The organism is Alloalcanivorax sp. C16-2 (genome assembly GCF_046507615.1).
In the GTDB taxonomy this organism is placed as follows: Bacteria; Pseudomonadota; Gammaproteobacteria; order Pseudomonadales; family Alcanivoracaceae; genus Alloalcanivorax; species Alloalcanivorax marinus_A.
On record NZ_JBKFTL010000001.1, the window covers coordinates 1,209,423 to 1,224,300 of the forward strand.

Consider the following 14,878-nt stretch of genomic DNA (forward strand, 5'->3'; position numbering starts at 1 on the left):
TGGGCCTTTATTCCCCCTCGGGCTGGCGCTACGCTTGGCCGCCTGTGCGATCCGTTCGAGACCCCGTCCATGGTTCCACCCCTTAACGGCCCGGTGCTGATCTTCGATTCCGGCGTTGGCGGCCTGTCCGTGGTGCGCGCCCTGCGTGAGCGGCTGCCGGACGCGCCGCTGGCCTACGCCTGCGACAACGCCGCCTTGCCCTACGGCACCAAGGAGGATGGCTGGCTGGTGGCGCGTATCGTGATGGTGTGCCGGGCGGCGGTGGCGGCCAGTGGCGCCGAGGTGCTGGTGGTGGCCTGCAACACCGCCAGTACCCTGGCCCTGGATGCTCTGCGCGCGGCACTGCCTGTTCCGGTGGTGGGTACCGTGCCGGCCATCAAGCCGGCGGCGGCGCTTACCGCCAGCGGCGTGATCGGCCTGCTGGCCACCTCCGCCACGGTATGCCGGCCCTATACCGACCGCCTGATCGAGGACTTCGCCACCCACCGTACCGTGGTGCGGGTGGCCGGCGATGCCCTGGTGGGTCAGGCCGAGCAGCTGCTCGCCACCGGCTCGGTGAACGCGGCGGTGATCGAGGCGGCGCTGGCGCCGCTTTGGCGACAGCCGGAACTGGACACCGTGGTGCTGGGCTGCACCCATTTCCCGTTGCTGCGCGACCATTTCCGTCCCCCCCGGGCGATCACCTGGGTGGACTCCGGTGCCGCCATCGCCCGCCGCGTGGATCAGGTGCTGGGGACGCCGCATTGGGCGCTCACGCCGCCCGCCATGGCCTGGGCCACCGACGCGGAGCGGGCCGGCCTGGTGGCCGCCTGCCGAACCTTTGGTTTCCCGCCGCCGCTTTCTCTACTAACGTAGAGACGCCTGCAAACACTCAGACCTGCAAACACTCAGAAGAGAAACCATGCCCCCTTCAATGCCACGTTTCGTGAAACTGCTCGTCCTGGCCCTCGTCCTTGCTCTGAGCACGGGCATGGCCCGGGCGGCGGACAAGACCCTGACCTTCGGCTGGACCGCCTGGTCCGACGCCGAGTTCGTCACCAAGCTGGCGAAGCGGGTCATCGAGGAGCATTACGACTACGACGTGAAGCTGCAGCTCTCTTCCATTGGCGTGCAATATCAGGGCGTCGCCAACGGCGACCTGGACGCCATGTTGATGGCCTGGTTGCCCTCCACCCATGAAAATTACTGGAACAAGGTGAGCGACAAGGTGGTGGATCTGGGGCCGCTGTATGAGGGCGCCCGGCTGGGTTGGGCGGTGCCGGACTACATCCCCAAGGCCGAGTTGTCCTCCATCGAGGATCTGAAAAAGCCCGAGGTGAAGGCGAAGCTGCGCGGCAGCATCCAGGGCATCGACCCCGGGGCCGGCCTGATGCAGCTTTCCGAGAAGGCCATCGACGACTACGGGCTGGATTACCACCTGCGCTCCGCCAGCGGCGCCGCCATGACCGCCGCCCTGACCCGGGCCATGCGCGACAAGGAATGGGTAGTGGTCACCGCCTGGACACCGCACTGGATGTTCGGCCACTGGAATCTGCGCTTCCTGGATGATCCCAAGGGCAGCCTGGGCGAAGCCGAGCACATCGACGTGCTGGTGCGCAGGGGCTTCAAGGAAGACCACCCGGAGGTGGCCGGTTTCCTGACCCGCATGCGGTTGCCGCTGGATGAGTTGCAGGAGGCCATGGACGAGGCTCAGGAAACCAGCTACGAAGAGGCCATCGATCACTACCTCGCCGATCACCAGGATCGCATCAACGAGTGGCTCGGCCAGTAGTTACCACCATCACCGCCTGGCCGGCATTGATCTGCTGGCCTTCCTGGCGGGCGACGTGGATCACCTTGCCGGCCTCCGGCGCGGCGATCTCGATTTCCATTTTCATCGATTCCAGAATCGCCACGGTCTGGCCCTCTTCCACGGTGTCGCCCTGGGCCACCAGCAGCTTCCAGATATTGCCCGCGGTGGGCGCTTCCACCGGGGTGCCCTCCGGCAGGCTGTCGCCTTCGTCGGCGTTCAGATCCTGCTGGCTTTCAAAGTGCATCTGGCCGTTTGCTTCCCAGCGCCGAAGCTCCTCGTCGAAGGCGGCGTTGCGGGCCTCGGTGAACGCCTCGATGGAGGTCGCGTTGCGCTCCAGGAAGCGCTGGTACTCGCCCAGGTTGAAGGTGGTTTCCTCCACCTTGAACGGGTAGCGACCCTTGGGGAAATCCCGGCGAATGCGCTTGAGCTCCTCGGCGCTCACCTCGTAGAACCGTATCTGATCGAAGAAACGCAGTAGCCAGGGCCGGGTGAACGCCTCGGTGCGCTGGTAGCGGTTCCACATCTGGAAGGTGCGGCCCACGAACTGGTAACCGCCGGGGCCTTCCATGCCGTACACGCACAGATAGGAACCGCCGATGCCCACCGAGTTTTCCGCCGTCCAGGTGCGCGCCGGATTGTACTTGGTGGTCACCAGCCGGTGTCGGGGGTCATAAGGGGTGGCCACCGGCGCGCCCAGATAGACATCGCCCAGGCCCATGACCACATAGCTGGCCTCGAACAGGATGCGCTTTACCTCGTCGATGCTGTCCAGGCCGTTGATACGGCGGATGAACTCGATGTTGCTGGGGCACCAGGGGGCGTCCTTGCGTACCGACTGCATGTACTTCTCGATGGCCAGCCGGCAGGCCTCGTCGTCCCAGCTCAGAGGCAGGTGGACGACGCGCGAGGGCACTTCCAGGTCGTCCTGCTTGTCCAGGGTCAACTCGGCGCTCTTCAGCAGCGCCAGCAGATCGCCCCGGGGCAGCACCGCCGGATCGAAGTGCACCTGCAGGGAACGGATGCCCGGGGTCAGCTCCAGGATGCCGTCCGGGGCCTTGTCCTCCAGCCATAGCATCAGGGCGTGGGCGCGCAGCCGCAGCCGCAGGTCCAGCTCCAGGGGGCCGTATTCCACCAGCACATAGCGGTCGCCGGCGGCCCGGTAGACCACCTCCGGCCCGTCCGCCTGCTCCTCCAGGCGGTCCAGAATCGGTGAGCCCAATGGCGCCGGGGCCACGCTCAGGGTCGGCGCTTTCGGCGTCGCCAGGCAGGCGTCCTGCTCGGCGGCCAGCCGGTCAGCGTCCTCCAGGCTCACCGGTACAAAGCGCAGCCGGTCGCCGGCCTTGAGCTGGCCCAGCTTCCAGCGGTCCGCGGCGATCACCGTGGCCGGGCACACGAAGCCGCCCAGGGAGGGGCCGTCCGGGCCCAGGATCACCGGCATGTCGCCGGTGAAGTCCACGGTGCCCACCGCGTAGGCGTTATCGTGGATGTTGGACGGGTGCATGCCCGCCTCGCCGCCGTCCCGGCGCGCCCATTCCGGCTTCGGGCCCACCAGGCGGATGCCGGTGCGGCTGGAGTTGTAATGCACCTGCCAGTCGGCGCTGAAGAAGGTCTCGATGTCGTGGTCGGTGAAGAAGTCCGGCGCGCCGTGGGGGCCGTAGATCACGCGCAGTTCCCAGTGCTCGCCCAGGGTCGGCGCCAGACCCTCGGGCAGGGCCACGTCCCCGGCTGGTGCCGGCTCGGCGTCGCTCAGGTGCAGCACGTCGCCGGTGCGCAGGGCGCGGCCGCCATGGCCGCCGAACTGGCCCAGGGTGAAGGTGGCGCGGGAGCCCAGGTAGGGCTGGCACTGGATGCCGCCGGCCACCGCCAGGTAGGCGCGGGCGCCGCGACCGTCGGCCTTACCCAGCTTCAGGGTCTGGCCGGCCGCCACCGGGATCGCCCGGTGCGTGGGCACCGGCTCATTGTCCAGGGTGGCGCCCATGTCGGCGCCGGTAAGGGCGACGCGGGTGTCGCTGTTGAAGCGCAGGGTGGGGCCGTTGAGGGTGAACTCCAGGCCGGCGGCGTCCTCGTCGTTACCCAGCAGCCGGTTGCCAAGGCGGAAACTGAGCGCGTCGAACGGGCCGGACGGCGGCACGCCCACCGGCCAGTAGCCCTGTCGGCCGGGGTAATCCTGCACCGTGGTCAGGGTGCCGCCGGCCAGCACGTCCAGGGTGCGCGGCTGGTAACGGAAGTCGTTCAGGTAGCGGGTGGTCATGGCCCCGTCGGCGAACACCGGATCGGCAAGTACCGCGCGCAGGTAGCCCCGGTTGGTCTCGATGCCTTCCACCAGGGTGTCGGCCAGGGCGTCTTCCAAGGCCCGCAGGGCGGCGTCGCGTTCCGCCCGGTGGACGATGATCTTGGCGAGCATGGGGTCATAGTAGGGCGATACCGTCAGTCCGGTCTCGATCCAGTGATCGATGCGCAGGGCGTCGCCGTCCGCCTCGGGAAAATCCACGGTGGTGAGCAGGCCGGCGCTGGGTTGGAAGTCCTTGTTCGGGTCTTCCGCGTACAGGCGCGCCTGGATGGCGTGTCCGCGCGGGCTCAGGTTGCCGCCCAGCTCCGCCAGGGCGGGCAGCTCGCCGGCGGCCAGCCGCACCATCCAGTCCACCAGGTCGACGCCGTAGACCTGCTCGGTGACGCCGTGCTCCACCTGCAGTCGGGTGTTCACCTCCAGGAAGTAAAAGCGGTGGCTGTCCTGATCGAGGATGAATTCCACGGTGCCGGCGTTGCGGTAGCGCACCGCCGCCATCAGCCGGCGGGCGGTGTCGTGCAGGGTGGCGCGCACCTCTTCCGGCAGATTCGGCGCCGGGGTTTCCTCGAGGACCTTCTGGTGGCGGCGCTGGGCGGAGCAGTCCCGTTCGCCCAGGGCCAGAGCCTCGCCCTGGCCGTCGCCGAACACCTGCACCTCGATGTGACGGGCGCGCTGGATGTATTTCTCCAGGAACACGCCGTCGTTGGAAAAGTTGTTGGCGCTGAGCCGGCGCACCGTGTCCCAGGCTTTTTCCAGGGTCGCCGGGTCGGCGCAGATCTGCATGCCGATGCCGCCACCGCCGGCGGTGCTCTTGAGCATTACCGGGTAGCCGATGTCGGCGGCGGCGCGGCGGGCGTCCGCCAGGTCTTCAAGCAAGCCGGTGCCGGGCAGCAGCGGCACCTGGCTGTCCTCGGCCAGTTGCCGGGCGGTGTGCTTGAGGCCGAAGTCGCGCATTTGCGCGGCGGTGGGGCCGATAAAGGCGATGCCGTTGGCCTCGCAACGTTCCACGAAGTCCGGGTTCTCGCTGAGAAAGCCGTAGCCGGGGTGCACGGCATCGATGCCGTGTTCCGCCATCAGCGCGAACAGTTTGTCCTGGTCCAGATAGGTTTGCGCGGCGTTGCCGTCGCCCAGGCTCAGGGCTTCATCGGCCAGGGCCACATGGCGGGAGTCGGCGTCCGCTTCCGCGTAGACGGCCACGCTGGTCACGCCCAGCGCGCGCAGGGTGCGAATAATGCGGGTGGCGATGGCGCCCCGGTTGGCGATCAGTACCTTGTTGAACATGGCTTGGCACTCGTCCGGTTGGCGGGCCGTCCCGCCGTGGTTGCGATTCACCGGGGTCGTCCCCGGCGCGGCGCGGGAGCGCCGTTCAGTGCCAGATCAGCACTTCGATGGGCGTCGGGTCGTAGCCGTTGCACGGGTTGTTGAGCTGCGGGCAGTTGGAAATCAGCACGGTGATGTTCATCAGCGCCTTCATTTCCACGTACTTGCCCGGCGCCGAGATGCCGTCCTCGAAGGTCAGGCCGCCCTTGGCGGTGACCGGCACGTTCATGAAGAAATTGATGTTGTGGGCAATGTCGCGCTTGCTCAGCCCGTATTCTTCATTCTCGTTGATCGCCAGCATCCAGCTGTCCCGGCAAGCGTGCATGCAGCGCTTTTTCAGGTCGTAGCGCACCGTATTGCTTTCCGTGGCGCAGGCGCCGCCCAGGGTATCGTGGCGGCCGCAGGTGTCGGCGGTGATTTCCAGCATCGGGTTGTTGCGGTTGGAGCGCAGCACGCTGCCGGCGGTGAGGTAGACGTTGCCCTGTTCGCGCACCGTGTCCATGGCGCTGTAGCGCTCGGCGGGATCGTCGGCGTTGTAGAACAGGGTATCCGCGGCCTGGTTGCCCTCCAGGTCGAGAATGCGCAGGGTCTCGCCGGCGCGCAGCACTTTCAGGAAGTAGTCGCCGGCGGGCACCACTTCACGGAACGCGGCCTGTTCGGGTTGCAGTTGGCTCTCTTTGATCATGGGGCTCTCCGTCAGGCGCCGAGGTAGTACAGGCGGTTGTTCTCGAAGGCGCGGGCGTTTTCCGGACGGAAGTTGAGGCAGTAGTCGTCCTCGGTGACCGGGTCCGCCTTGAACATTTCGATGCGCACCTTCTTTTTCGGGTACTCCGGCGCCGGGTTCAGCGGGTGCGGGCAGGTGTGCATCAGCACCAGGGTGTCCATCTCGAAGCGCAGGGTGACGGTGGCGCCGGCTTTCGCCGCGCTGGGGTCGAAGCACAGCGCGCCGTCGTCGCCGCTGGCCACCTTGCTGAACAGGTTCAGGTTGGCGGCCAGGTCTCGCTCGGTGAGGCCGTATTTGGCCATCTCCACGAGAAAACTGTCGTGGCCGCTCAGGTACCAGCCGTTGCGGTATTGCTGGTAGCCGTGCTCGCCGTATTTCTGCTTCAGGGTGTCCGGGTGCAGGTTGCCGCACACGGTGTCGTGCCAGCCGAAATCGTCCTCGACGATGGAGGCGAATACCCGGCCCATGTCGGAATACAGGCAATGGCCCCGGGTCAGCTTGAAGGTGTGCTGGCCCTTGAGGGTGTCCGGCGCGTTGTAGCGCTCCAGTTTCTCTTCCGGGTTATAGAACAGCATGCCCACGTTGGCGCCGCCGTCCACGTCGGTGAGGCGCAGGGCGGTGCCGCGCCGCATCCGGAAGGACCAGTGCGCGCCGCCGGGCATGGTGTACTCGTACAGCGCTTCGGTCATCGGGGTGCTCCTTCGAGTAAGCGGGACGTGTTATTCACGTTTTGCGAAATGGATTGCAGGGTGCCCTTGTCGCTGTCGCCCACGGGCAGGTCGTAGGTGATGCGCGCGCCATAGCTTTCCGGGGTTTGCGGGTCCAGGCGGTCCTTGTCGAACACCCACAGCCGGGTGCCCAGATAGAAGCCCTCGGCCAGGTCATGGGTGATCATGAACACGGTCAGTGCCTGCTCGCGCCACAGCTTCAGGACCAGTTGGTGCATGTCCCGGCGGATGCCCGGGTCCAGGGCGCCGAACGGTTCGTCCAGCAGCAGGATGCGCGGCTTCTTGATCAGCGCCTGGGCCAGGGCCAGACGCTGCTGCATGCCGCCGGACAACTCGTGGGGGTATTTGTCCAGGGCGGCGCCCAGGCCCACGGATTCCAGCATCGCCACGGCCTGCTCGCGCAGCCGCTTGCGGGTGGCGCCGAAGGCGCGGCCCAGCCAGCGGCTGGTTTCCAGCTCACCGCACAGCATCACGTTGGCGAGGGCGTTCAGGTGCGGCAGCACCGAGTAGCGCTGGAACACGATGCCACGGCTTTCGTCCGGCTCGTCCGGGATCGGCTTGCCGTCCAGCAGCAGCTGGCCCCGGGTCGGGGTCTCGGTGCCCAGCAGCAGCTTCAGGAAGGTGGTCTTGCCGCAGCCGGAGGCGCCGACGACGGTGACGAACTCGCCTTCCTCCACTTCGGCGTTGAGGCGCTCCAGCACCACCTGGTCGCCGTATTCCTTCCACAGATTCTTCAGTTCAATGGTGGCCATGGTTCCTCCTTACCCCGCCTGGTGGAACCAGGGGTAGCGCCAGCGTGAGTAGCGGGCCAGCGCGAAATCGATGGCGAACGCCAGGAAGGTGATCCAGACCACGTAGGGCAGGATCACGTCCATGGCCAGATAGCGCCGTACCAGGAAGATGCGGTAGCCCAGCCCCTCGGTGGCGGCGATCGCTTCGGCGGCGATCAGGAACAGCCAGGCGGAGCCCAGCGACAGGCGCACCGCGCCGATCAGACGCGGCATCACCTGGGGCCACACCAGGCGCAGGATGATCTGCCAGGTGTTGGCGCCCAGGGTCTGCATCTTGATCAACTGCTCGGTGGGGATCTCCTCGGCCCGCTGTTGTAAATCGCGGATCAGGAACGGGGTGATGCCGATGATGATGAGCATCACCTTGGCCAGCTCGCCCAGGCCGAACACGATGAACAGGATCGGCAGGATCGCCAGCGGCGGCACCAGGGAGAGGCCGGTGACCAGCGGCGAGATGCCGGCCCGGAACAGGGGCAGGGCACCGGTGACGATGCCGAACACCAGCCCCAGGGTGGCGCTGATCACCACGCCGATGCCGAGCCTTTCCAGGCTCGCCAGGGTGTCCACCCAGAGCAGGTATTCACCGCTGCGTTTGCTGGGCTCGAAGGCCATGCGCTGAATGGCGTCCACGAAGCTGGCCAGATCCGGCAGCAGCTTGTCGTTGGGGTTGGCCGCCAGGCGCGCGTCCGAGGCCACCAGGTAGAGCACCACCAGCACCACGAAGGGCAGCAGGCCCAGGGCCCAGCGGCCCACCGGGCCGGCTTGACGGTTGATCAGCTTCTTCATGACGGCTCCCGGCCGGCGTTATGGATCAAAGCGCGCCGTCGGCGGCCATCTTCATGTAGGTGGGGTCGAAGCGCAGCTTCACGTTGCCTTCGCTGCCGAACACGCCGGAGGGTGTTTCCACGCCCACGAAGCCGGCGTCCGGGGCGCCTTCGCCCAGCAGGCCATGCTCGAAGGAGAACTCCGCCACCCGTTGCATGGTGGTTTTCACGTCCGGGCTGTTGACGAATTCCACCGCGTCGGCGGGTTCATAGAACATGCGGGTGGCTTTCAGTTGGGCTTCGAAACCGGCCTGGTCGGTGCCGGCGATCTCGCCCATGGCGGTGCGCGCCTGCTTGCCGGTTTCCCCCTGGTCGCGCATGTTTTCCATGATCTCGTACCAGGCACCGGCCAGGGCCTTGCCCAGTTTCGGGTTGGCTTTGAGGGTGTCGGTGTTGACCACCATCAGGTCGATGATTTCACCGGGGATTTGCGAGGAGTCGAACACCAGGTGGGCATCGGGCTGTTCGGTGATGGCACTCAGCAAGGGGTTCCAGGTCACCACGGCGCTCACGTCATCGGTCTGGTAGGCGGCGACCAGATCGGCGTCGGACGTATTGACCACGTCCACGTCGCGCTCGCTCAGGCCCACGGTTTCCAGGGCACGGGCCAGCAGATAGTGGGAAACGGAAAGCTCCACCAGATTGACATTCTGGCCTTTGATGTCCGCCAGTTTGCTTTTGTCCTTGAGGATGATGCCGTCGTTGCCGTCGGAGAAGTCACCGACGATCAGGGCGGTGGTATCCACGCCGCCGGCGGCGGGAATGGTCAGCGCATCCATGTTGGTCATGGTGCAGCCGTCGTACTGGCCGGCGGTGTACTGGTTGATGGATTCGATGTAGTCGTTGATTTGCACCACGTCGATGCTGATGTCGTACTTGTCCGCCCATTTGTCGACGATGCCCTGGGCGTCGCCGTACTCCCAGGGAATCCAGCCCACATAGATGGACCAGCAGACTTTGAAGTCGTCGCGTTCAGCGGCGGCCAGGGCCGGTTTGGGGAGGGCGGAGAGCGCCAGCAGCGCGGCCGCGGAGAGGCAAGCAGTCAGAATACGGGTCATGTCGACCTCCTTCAGGCTATGACGGTGAGGAATCCAATGACACGGTCGTCATGGTGTCCTCCCGGGCTTTTGTCCCGCCGTGTAACCTTGCTAGAAGGTCGATCGCTCTCGGACCAGTCGTGGGCGAAGCCCACCGGAACCCTAGCGATCCATTTTTCCGAATTGTCCGGGTCGTGATGGCGACAGTGCCATTCGATTCCTGTGATTTAGCGGAGCAAGTCCGGTGCCAGGATCGGCAAGTGGCTGTTTTGCAAGGGATCGCCCCGGTCGGGGCAGGGGAGGAAGGGCTAAAACGGGGCGCCGGGTGGTGCCATTGTGGTGCGCGGCGCCCCTTTTTGGGGCGCGGCCGGTGGGGCAGGGTTGTGCCATTCAGGGTTGTTCAATGAAGTCCATCAGCGCTTGCCAGCTGATCAGGTCGGCTTGCCGGTCGTAGGCCAGCGGCAGCTCGAAACGCTGGCCCAGCTGGTCGGCCCGCGGGTTGGTGAAGCCATGTTGGGCGCCGGGAAAACTGAGCAGTTGAAAGTCCACGCCGGCGTCGGTCATTTCCTTCACCAGGGCGGTCACCTGATCGGCGGGCACCATGGGGTCGGCCTGGCCGGTGGCCACCAGAACCCGCGCCTGGACATCGCCGGCGGTGGCGCGCTTCTCGGTGCCCAGCGTGCCGTGGAAGCTGGCCACGCCGGCCAGATCGTTGCCGCGCCGGGCCTGTTCCAGCACCACGCCGCCACCGAAGCAGTAACCCACCGCGAAGATGCGATCATTGTCCACGTATTGCTGGTCGCGCAGCAGTTTCTTGGCGGCGTTGAAGCGGGCGGTGGTCTTTTCCGGGTTGGCCAGCGCCTCCTGCATGAAGGTCTTGGCGTCGTTCGGGTGGCCGGCCACCTTGCCCTTGTCATAGAGGTTCACGGCAATCGCCACATAGCCCTCATCGGCCAGCAGCCGGGCCCGGTTACGGGCATAGTCATTCAGGCCCCACCACTCATGCACCACGATCACGCCGGCGGTGGTCCGGTCCAGGTCGTCGTCCATGTAGAGCACGCCGTCGCCGACGCCGCCGGGCAGGGTGACCGCCTGTTCCAACACCTCGGCGGTGGCGCTGCCGGCCCACAACAGCAAACAGATCAAAGCGCTCAAGCGTTTCATGAGGGGTTCCTTCTACTCGGAATGGAGTTGTCTTGAATCAGTCGTCCCAGACCCAGCGCAGCGGCTCACCGAAATCGTCGTAGATCAGGCGGCGGCGCGGGCCGGCCTGCCGGGACGGGCGGCGCTTGCCGTGCTTCTTGCGCGCATCGATGGCCGCCGCCAACTGCGACAGGTCCGTGCGCGTGGCACGCGGTGTCTGGGCGAAGGGGAAGGCACGCCGTTGCCGGGGCTGGTCCGGGTTATCGCCGGACGTGCCGCTGGGCACTTCCTCGATGCGTCCACCCCGGGAAAGGAACCGCTCCATATCCCGCCGCAGGCGCTGGCGTTGCTGTTCCTTACTGTTGCGGACTTTCATCGGACTGGCGATTACCGGTATTGAACCTGACACCATAGCAGCGCCGGCACGGCGCCGCCAGATGTCAGCGCAGCGCCGCCTGGACCGCCGCCTCCAGCTCGCCGCCCCGGGGCTTGGCGGAGGACGGGAAGTGGCGAAGCACCTCGCCGTCCCGGTTTACCAGGTATTTGTTGAAATTCCATTCCGGCTCGCCGGCGGCGCGATTGAGTGCCTGGAACACCGGATTGGCGTCCGGCCCGCGCACCGGGGAAGTGGCCATCATGGGGAAGGTCACGCCGTAGTTCACGTAGCAGACCTTGGCGGTGGCGCCTTCATCGTCCAGTTCCTGGCGAAAAGCGTCGGAGGGGAAACCCAGCACCACCAGTCCCTGATCCCGATACGTCTTGTAGAGCGCTTCCAGGCCCTTGAACTGGGGCGTGAACCCGCACTGGCTGGCGGTATTCACCACCAGCACCACCTTGCCGGTGGTCAGGGCGCAGAGATCCACGTCCTCCTTGCTGTGCAGCTTGCGCGCTTCATGCTGAAACAGGGCGGGGCAGGCGGCTTCGCCGTCGGCGGCGCGGGCCGGGCCGCCGAGCAGCAGACTGCCCAGGCCCAGGGCGCAGGCAAGGATGAAACGTAGCGGGCTCATCGGCTGTTCCTCTGATGGATCACGGGAGCATCACTATCGGACGCCGCCGGTCAAGGCGGCGCCAAGGGGGTCACAGCGGGGTGCGCGGGCCCTCGGGGATGGCGGCCTTGCCCTCGCCGCCGCCGGCGCGCAGCGGGTTGCAGTCCTTGAGCACCACCTGGCCTTCCAGCATGTTGCCCCGGGAGTATTCGCGGAAGATGCAGCGGTTGGTCTCCGGATCGTAATTCTCGATCCAGAGGTTGTCGCCTTTCCAGGTGGCGGCGATGTGCTGCTGGCCCGCCGGAATGGTCAGGGTCATGGTGCCCCCCAGGCGCTTGACGAAAATCTGCTCCAGCCAGAAATAGTAGAGCAGGGTGCCCGCCAGCCACAGGATCGCGGCGATGATCAGCGCCGGCTTCCATTTGCCCATGCGCACGCCGACGCCGAACAGCACCAGGAAAATGGCCACCGCCACCAGGAACCAGTACAAATAGGTGATCATGCGAAACTCCCTGTTTCAGGCTATTGTTGTGTCGCTTCAGTACCGCCGATGATGATAGCAACTTGAACGCAAGAGGATGTAAAACCGTGAAACAGGGCAGCGACTGGTGGGTGTATATGCTGCGCTGCGCGGATGGCTCCCTATATACCGGCGTCACCACCGACGTGCTGCGGCGCTGGAACGAACACAACGACGGCCCGCGCGGCGCCCGCTACACTCGCGCCCGGCGGCCGGTAGCCCTGGTGCTGTGCGTGGAGGTCCCGGACCGGGCCCGCGCCGGTCGCCTGGAGGCGCGCCTCAAGGCGTTGCCCCGGGCCCGCAAGGAACGTTTGATCCGTGCCGTTACCGCCGGCGCATCCAGGCCGGTTGCCAACGGCGCCGGGAATTGCTTGACTGCCGACACTTCCAAACAGGAGACCCTTACATGAAGCTTTGGCGTGCCTTCGTGCTGATGTGGCTGGCCATGACCCTGGCCGGCTGTGGTATCAACACCATTCCCACCTACGACGAGCAGGTCAAGGCGGCCTGGGCGCAGGTGCAGAACCAGTATCAGCGCCGCGCCGATCTGGTGCCCAACCTGGTCAACACCGTGCAGGGGTTCGCCGATCAGGAGCGCGAGGTACTGGTGGCGGTCACCGAGGCCCGCGCCAAGGTGGGCTCGATCCAGGCCGGCGAGGACATCCTCGACAACCCGGAGAAGTTCAAGCAGTTCGAGCAAGCCCAGAGCCAGCTTGGCTCCGCCCTGCAGCGGCTGATGGTGGTGGTGGAACGCTACCCGGAGCTGAAATCCAACCAGAATTTCCTGGCCCTGCAATCGCAGTTGGAAGGCACCGAAAACCGCATCGCGGTGGCTCGCCGGGATTACATCGAGGCGGTGCGTAAGTACAACACCGAAATTCGCACCTTCCCCGGTCGCATCTGGCACAGCCTGCTGTACAGCGAGCTGGAGCAGCGCGAAAACTTTGAAGCCACCACGGAAAACGCCGAGCAGGCGCCGACCGTCAACTTCGAGTAAATCATGACCCTGATACGACACGGCGGTCTGGCCGCCCTGCTGTGGCTGATGGCGGCCAGCGTCTGGGCCGCCCCGCAGTTTCCCGAGCTCACCGGTCGGGTGGTGGACAACGCCAACCTGCTCAACCCCACCGAGGAGCAGGCCCTGGCCGACAAGCTCGCCACCGAGGAGCAGCAAAGCTCCAACCAGGTGGTGGTGGTCACCATCCCCGACCTGCAGGGCTATCCCATTGAGGAGTACGGCTACCAGCTTGGTCGGGAATGGGGTATTGGCCAGGAAGGCAAGGACAACGGCGTGCTGCTGATCATCGCCCCCAATGAGCGCCGCCTGCGCATCGAAGTGGGCTATGGCCTGGAAGGCGCCCTCACCGACGCCCTTTCCGCCACCATCATTCAGAATGAGATCCGCCCCGCCTTCCGTCGCGGTGACTTCGCCGGCGGCATCAACGCCGGCGTCGACGCCATCCTCGCCGCCATCCAGGGCGAGTACCAGGCGCCACCGCCGGCCAAACGCATTCACGTCAGTGGCGGGCTCACCACGCTGCTCTATCTGATCGGCCTCGTGGTGATCACCATCTTGTTCACCTTCGGCGCCATGGGCGGCGGCGGTGGCCGTGGCCGGGGTGGCGGCGCCATGTTCCTGCCCATGGGCACCGGTGGTTTCGGTGGCGGCGGTGGGGGTGGATTCAGCGGTGGCGGCGGCTTCGGTGGAGGCGGCGGCGGTTTTGGGGGCGGCGGCGCCTCGGGAGGCTGGTAATGCTATTGAATGAAGAGAACCAAAAGCGGGTGGCCCGCGCCATCGCGGCCATTGAGAAGGACACCGATGCCGAGCTGGTCACCGTGCTGGCCCGGCAGGCCGACGACTACCGCTACATCCCCCTGATGTGGGCGGCGCTGCTCTCCCTGCTGGTGCCCCTGGTGCTGGCGTTCCTGCCGATCTGGCTCAGCGCCCTGGAAACCCTGCTCGCCCAATGGACCGTGCTGGTGGCGCTGGCGCTGCTGTTCCGCTGGCCGCCGCTGATGATGGCCCTGGTGCCGCGCCGGGTGAAGCAATGGCGCGCCGCCAACCTGGCCCGCCGCACCTTCCTCGACCAGGGCCTGCACCACACCAAGGATGGCACCGGGCTGCTGATCTTCGTCAGCGAGGCGGAGCACTACGTGGAAATCCTCGCCGACCGGGGCATCGCCGCCCGGGTGCCGGACGAACGCTGGAAATCCATCGTCGACACCTTCACCGGCCACGTGAAGCAAGGCGAGGTGCTCAACGGCTTCCTGGAATGCATCGCCTCCTGCGGCGACGAACTGATCACCAAACTCCCCGCCACCGAACAGAAGAACGAACTGCCCAATCACCTGGTTATGCTCTGACGCGGTGCCTTCGGCATCGCGACTGAAGTCGCTCCTACCGCGGAAACCCACGGAGATAACCCCCCATCGGTTGGTTCTACTCCGTAGGAGCGGCTTCAGTCGCGATCAAAAGCTTGAACGGGCAGGCCGCCCTGCGCCGATCCCAGCAAAAAAAGCGGGGTCGGCCAACGGAACGGGAACGCGGCTCCGCAAACGAAAAAGGCCGCCCGAGGGCGGCCTTCCTGAAGAGTGGTAGCAAGGGGCGGACTTGAACGGGCAGGCCACCCTGCGCCGACCCCAGCACATAAAAAGCGGGGTCGGCCAACGGAACGGGAACGCGGCTCCGCAAACGAAAAAGGCCGCCCGAGGGCGGCCTTCCTGAA

General features: G+C 66.1%; 16 protein-coding genes and 1 riboswitch. Of the genes, 6 read left to right on the top strand and 10 right to left on the bottom strand.

Annotated elements, in window-relative coordinates; all coding sequences use genetic code 11:
• Window positions 1-69 precede the first annotated feature (69 nt).
• Both murI and ACLD02_RS05780 read left to right on the top strand, forming a co-directional pair.
• Complete coding sequence (gene murI, locus ACLD02_RS05775) at window positions 70-855, top strand: glutamate racemase (protein WP_410298150.1); 786 nt, start codon at window positions 70-72, stop codon at window positions 853-855.
• Window positions 856-901: 46 nt separating this feature from the next.
• A complete protein-coding gene (locus ACLD02_RS05780; protein ID WP_203104948.1) occupies window positions 902-1,771 on the top strand; it encodes a glycine betaine ABC transporter substrate-binding protein in 870 nt (289 codons plus the stop codon).
• Here the strand turns inward: ACLD02_RS05780 and uca are convergent.
• The 10 genes from uca to ACLD02_RS05830 all read right to left on the bottom strand — a co-directional run bounded on the left by uca (window position 1,749) and on the right by ACLD02_RS05830 (window position 12,134).
• Window positions 1,749-5,360 carry an urea carboxylase gene (gene uca / locus ACLD02_RS05785; RefSeq protein ID WP_410298151.1) on the bottom strand — a complete coding sequence of 1,204 codons (3,612 nt, stop codon included), beginning with the start codon at window positions 5,358-5,360 and terminating at the stop codon, window positions 1,749-1,751. The two genes, ACLD02_RS05780 and uca, sit on opposite strands and share 23 nt — an antisense overlap.
• An 85-nt stretch (window positions 5,361-5,445) precedes the next feature.
• Window positions 5,446-6,084, bottom strand: coding sequence for an urea amidolyase associated protein UAAP2 (locus ACLD02_RS05790; RefSeq protein ID WP_203104946.1), 639 nt, complete (start codon window positions 6,082-6,084; stop codon window positions 5,446-5,448).
• An 11-nt stretch (window positions 6,085-6,095) separates the two neighbouring features.
• Window positions 6,096-6,812: an urea amidolyase associated protein UAAP1 gene (locus ACLD02_RS05795; protein WP_410298152.1), complete on the bottom strand. Its 717-nt coding sequence runs from the start codon at window positions 6,810-6,812 to the stop codon at window positions 6,096-6,098.
• Window positions 6,809-7,603, bottom strand: coding sequence for an ABC transporter ATP-binding protein (locus ACLD02_RS05800; protein WP_203104944.1), 795 nt, complete (start codon window positions 7,601-7,603; stop codon window positions 6,809-6,811). The genes ACLD02_RS05795 and ACLD02_RS05800 overlap by 4 nt, the downstream gene beginning before the upstream one ends.
• 9 nt (window positions 7,604-7,612) lie before the next feature.
• Window positions 7,613-8,428 carry an ABC transporter permease gene (locus ACLD02_RS05805; RefSeq protein ID WP_203104943.1) on the bottom strand — a complete coding sequence of 272 codons (816 nt, stop codon included), beginning with the start codon at window positions 8,426-8,428 and terminating at the stop codon, window positions 7,613-7,615.
• A 25-nt stretch (window positions 8,429-8,453) separates the two neighbouring features.
• Complete coding sequence (locus tag ACLD02_RS05810; protein WP_203104942.1) at window positions 8,454-9,524, bottom strand: putative urea ABC transporter substrate-binding protein; 1,071 nt, start codon at window positions 9,522-9,524, stop codon at window positions 8,454-8,456.
• A 56-nt stretch (window positions 9,525-9,580) separates the two neighbouring features.
• A riboswitch (guanidine-I (ykkC/yxkD leader) is annotated at window positions 9,581-9,680 on the bottom strand.
• A gap of 213 nt (window positions 9,681-9,893) precedes the next feature.
• On the bottom strand, window positions 9,894-10,667 hold the full coding sequence (locus ACLD02_RS05815; protein ID WP_203104941.1) for a dienelactone hydrolase family protein: 774 nt from the start codon (window positions 10,665-10,667) through the stop codon (window positions 9,894-9,896).
• A 37-nt stretch (window positions 10,668-10,704) separates the two neighbouring features.
• Window positions 10,705-11,022, bottom strand: a complete 318-nt coding sequence (locus ACLD02_RS05820; protein WP_203104940.1) for a hypothetical protein — start codon at window positions 11,020-11,022, stop codon at window positions 10,705-10,707.
• A 64-nt stretch (window positions 11,023-11,086) separates the two neighbouring features.
• Window positions 11,087-11,653, bottom strand: coding sequence for a glutathione peroxidase (locus ACLD02_RS05825; protein ID WP_410298153.1), 567 nt, complete (start codon window positions 11,651-11,653; stop codon window positions 11,087-11,089).
• A gap of 70 nt (window positions 11,654-11,723) precedes the next feature.
• Entirely contained in the window at window positions 11,724-12,134 is a 411-nt protein-coding gene (locus ACLD02_RS05830; protein WP_203104938.1) for a hypothetical protein, read from the bottom strand.
• A gap of 86 nt (window positions 12,135-12,220) precedes the next feature.
• On the opposite strand from ACLD02_RS05830, the gene ACLD02_RS05835 reads away from it, so the two are divergent.
• From ACLD02_RS05835 to ACLD02_RS05850, 4 genes are read left to right on the top strand one after another with little or no spacing between them, the layout of a single operon-like run.
• A complete protein-coding gene (locus ACLD02_RS05835; protein WP_338015224.1) occupies window positions 12,221-12,562 on the top strand; it encodes a GIY-YIG nuclease family protein in 342 nt (113 codons plus the stop codon).
• The gene (locus ACLD02_RS05840) at window positions 12,559-13,149 is read left to right on the top strand and encodes a LemA family protein (protein WP_203104937.1); all 591 of its coding nucleotides are present in this window, start codon (window positions 12,559-12,561) and stop codon (window positions 13,147-13,149) included. Before ACLD02_RS05835 ends, ACLD02_RS05840 begins: the two co-directional genes overlap by 4 nt.
• Window positions 13,150-13,152: 3 nt before the next feature.
• Window positions 13,153-13,905: a TPM domain-containing protein gene (locus ACLD02_RS05845; protein ID WP_410298154.1), complete on the top strand. Its 753-nt coding sequence runs from the start codon at window positions 13,153-13,155 to the stop codon at window positions 13,903-13,905.
• Window positions 13,905-14,516 (top strand): TPM domain-containing protein, encoded by a 612-nt coding sequence (locus ACLD02_RS05850; RefSeq protein WP_203104935.1) that lies wholly within the window; start codon window positions 13,905-13,907, stop codon window positions 14,514-14,516. The genes ACLD02_RS05845 and ACLD02_RS05850 overlap by 1 nt, the downstream gene beginning before the upstream one ends.
• The last annotated feature ends 362 nt before the right edge of the window (window positions 14,517-14,878 follow it).

Bases quoted from the DNA above. Each gene is read 5' to 3' on its own strand.
- ACLD02_RS05815 (WP_203104941.1), bottom strand. From the start codon at position 10,667: ATGAAACGCTTGAGCGCTTTGATCTGTTTGCTGTTGTGGGCCGGCAGC.
- ACLD02_RS05825 (WP_410298153.1), bottom strand. From the start codon at position 11,653: ATGAGCCCGCTACGTTTCATCCTTGCCTGCGCCCTGGGCCTGGGCAGT.
- ACLD02_RS05780 (WP_203104948.1), top strand. From the start codon at position 902: ATGCCCCCTTCAATGCCACGTTTCGTGAAACTGCTCGTCCTGGCCCTC.
- ACLD02_RS05840 (WP_203104937.1), top strand. From the start codon at position 12,559: ATGAAGCTTTGGCGTGCCTTCGTGCTGATGTGGCTGGCCATGACCCTG.
- uca (WP_410298151.1), bottom strand. From the start codon at position 5,360: ATGTTCAACAAGGTACTGATCGCCAACCGGGGCGCCATCGCCACCCGC.
- ACLD02_RS05810 (WP_203104942.1), bottom strand. From the start codon at position 9,524: ATGACCCGTATTCTGACTGCTTGCCTCTCCGCGGCCGCGCTGCTGGCG.
- ACLD02_RS05805 (WP_203104943.1), bottom strand. From the start codon at position 8,428: ATGAAGAAGCTGATCAACCGTCAAGCCGGCCCGGTGGGCCGCTGGGCC.
- murI (WP_410298150.1), top strand. From the start codon at position 70: ATGGTTCCACCCCTTAACGGCCCGGTGCTGATCTTCGATTCCGGCGTT.
- ACLD02_RS05790 (WP_203104946.1), bottom strand. From the start codon at position 6,084: ATGATCAAAGAGAGCCAACTGCAACCCGAACAGGCCGCGTTCCGTGAA.
- ACLD02_RS05820 (WP_203104940.1), bottom strand. From the start codon at position 11,022: ATGAAAGTCCGCAACAGTAAGGAACAGCAACGCCAGCGCCTGCGGCGG.
- ACLD02_RS05800 (WP_203104944.1), bottom strand. From the start codon at position 7,603: ATGGCCACCATTGAACTGAAGAATCTGTGGAAGGAATACGGCGACCAG.
- ACLD02_RS05850 (WP_203104935.1), top strand. From the start codon at position 13,905: ATGCTATTGAATGAAGAGAACCAAAAGCGGGTGGCCCGCGCCATCGCG.
- ACLD02_RS05845 (WP_410298154.1), top strand. From the start codon at position 13,153: ATGACCCTGATACGACACGGCGGTCTGGCCGCCCTGCTGTGGCTGATG.
- ACLD02_RS05795 (WP_410298152.1), bottom strand. From the start codon at position 6,812: ATGACCGAAGCGCTGTACGAGTACACCATGCCCGGCGGCGCGCACTGG.
- ACLD02_RS05830 (WP_203104938.1), bottom strand. From the start codon at position 12,134: ATGATCACCTATTTGTACTGGTTCCTGGTGGCGGTGGCCATTTTCCTG.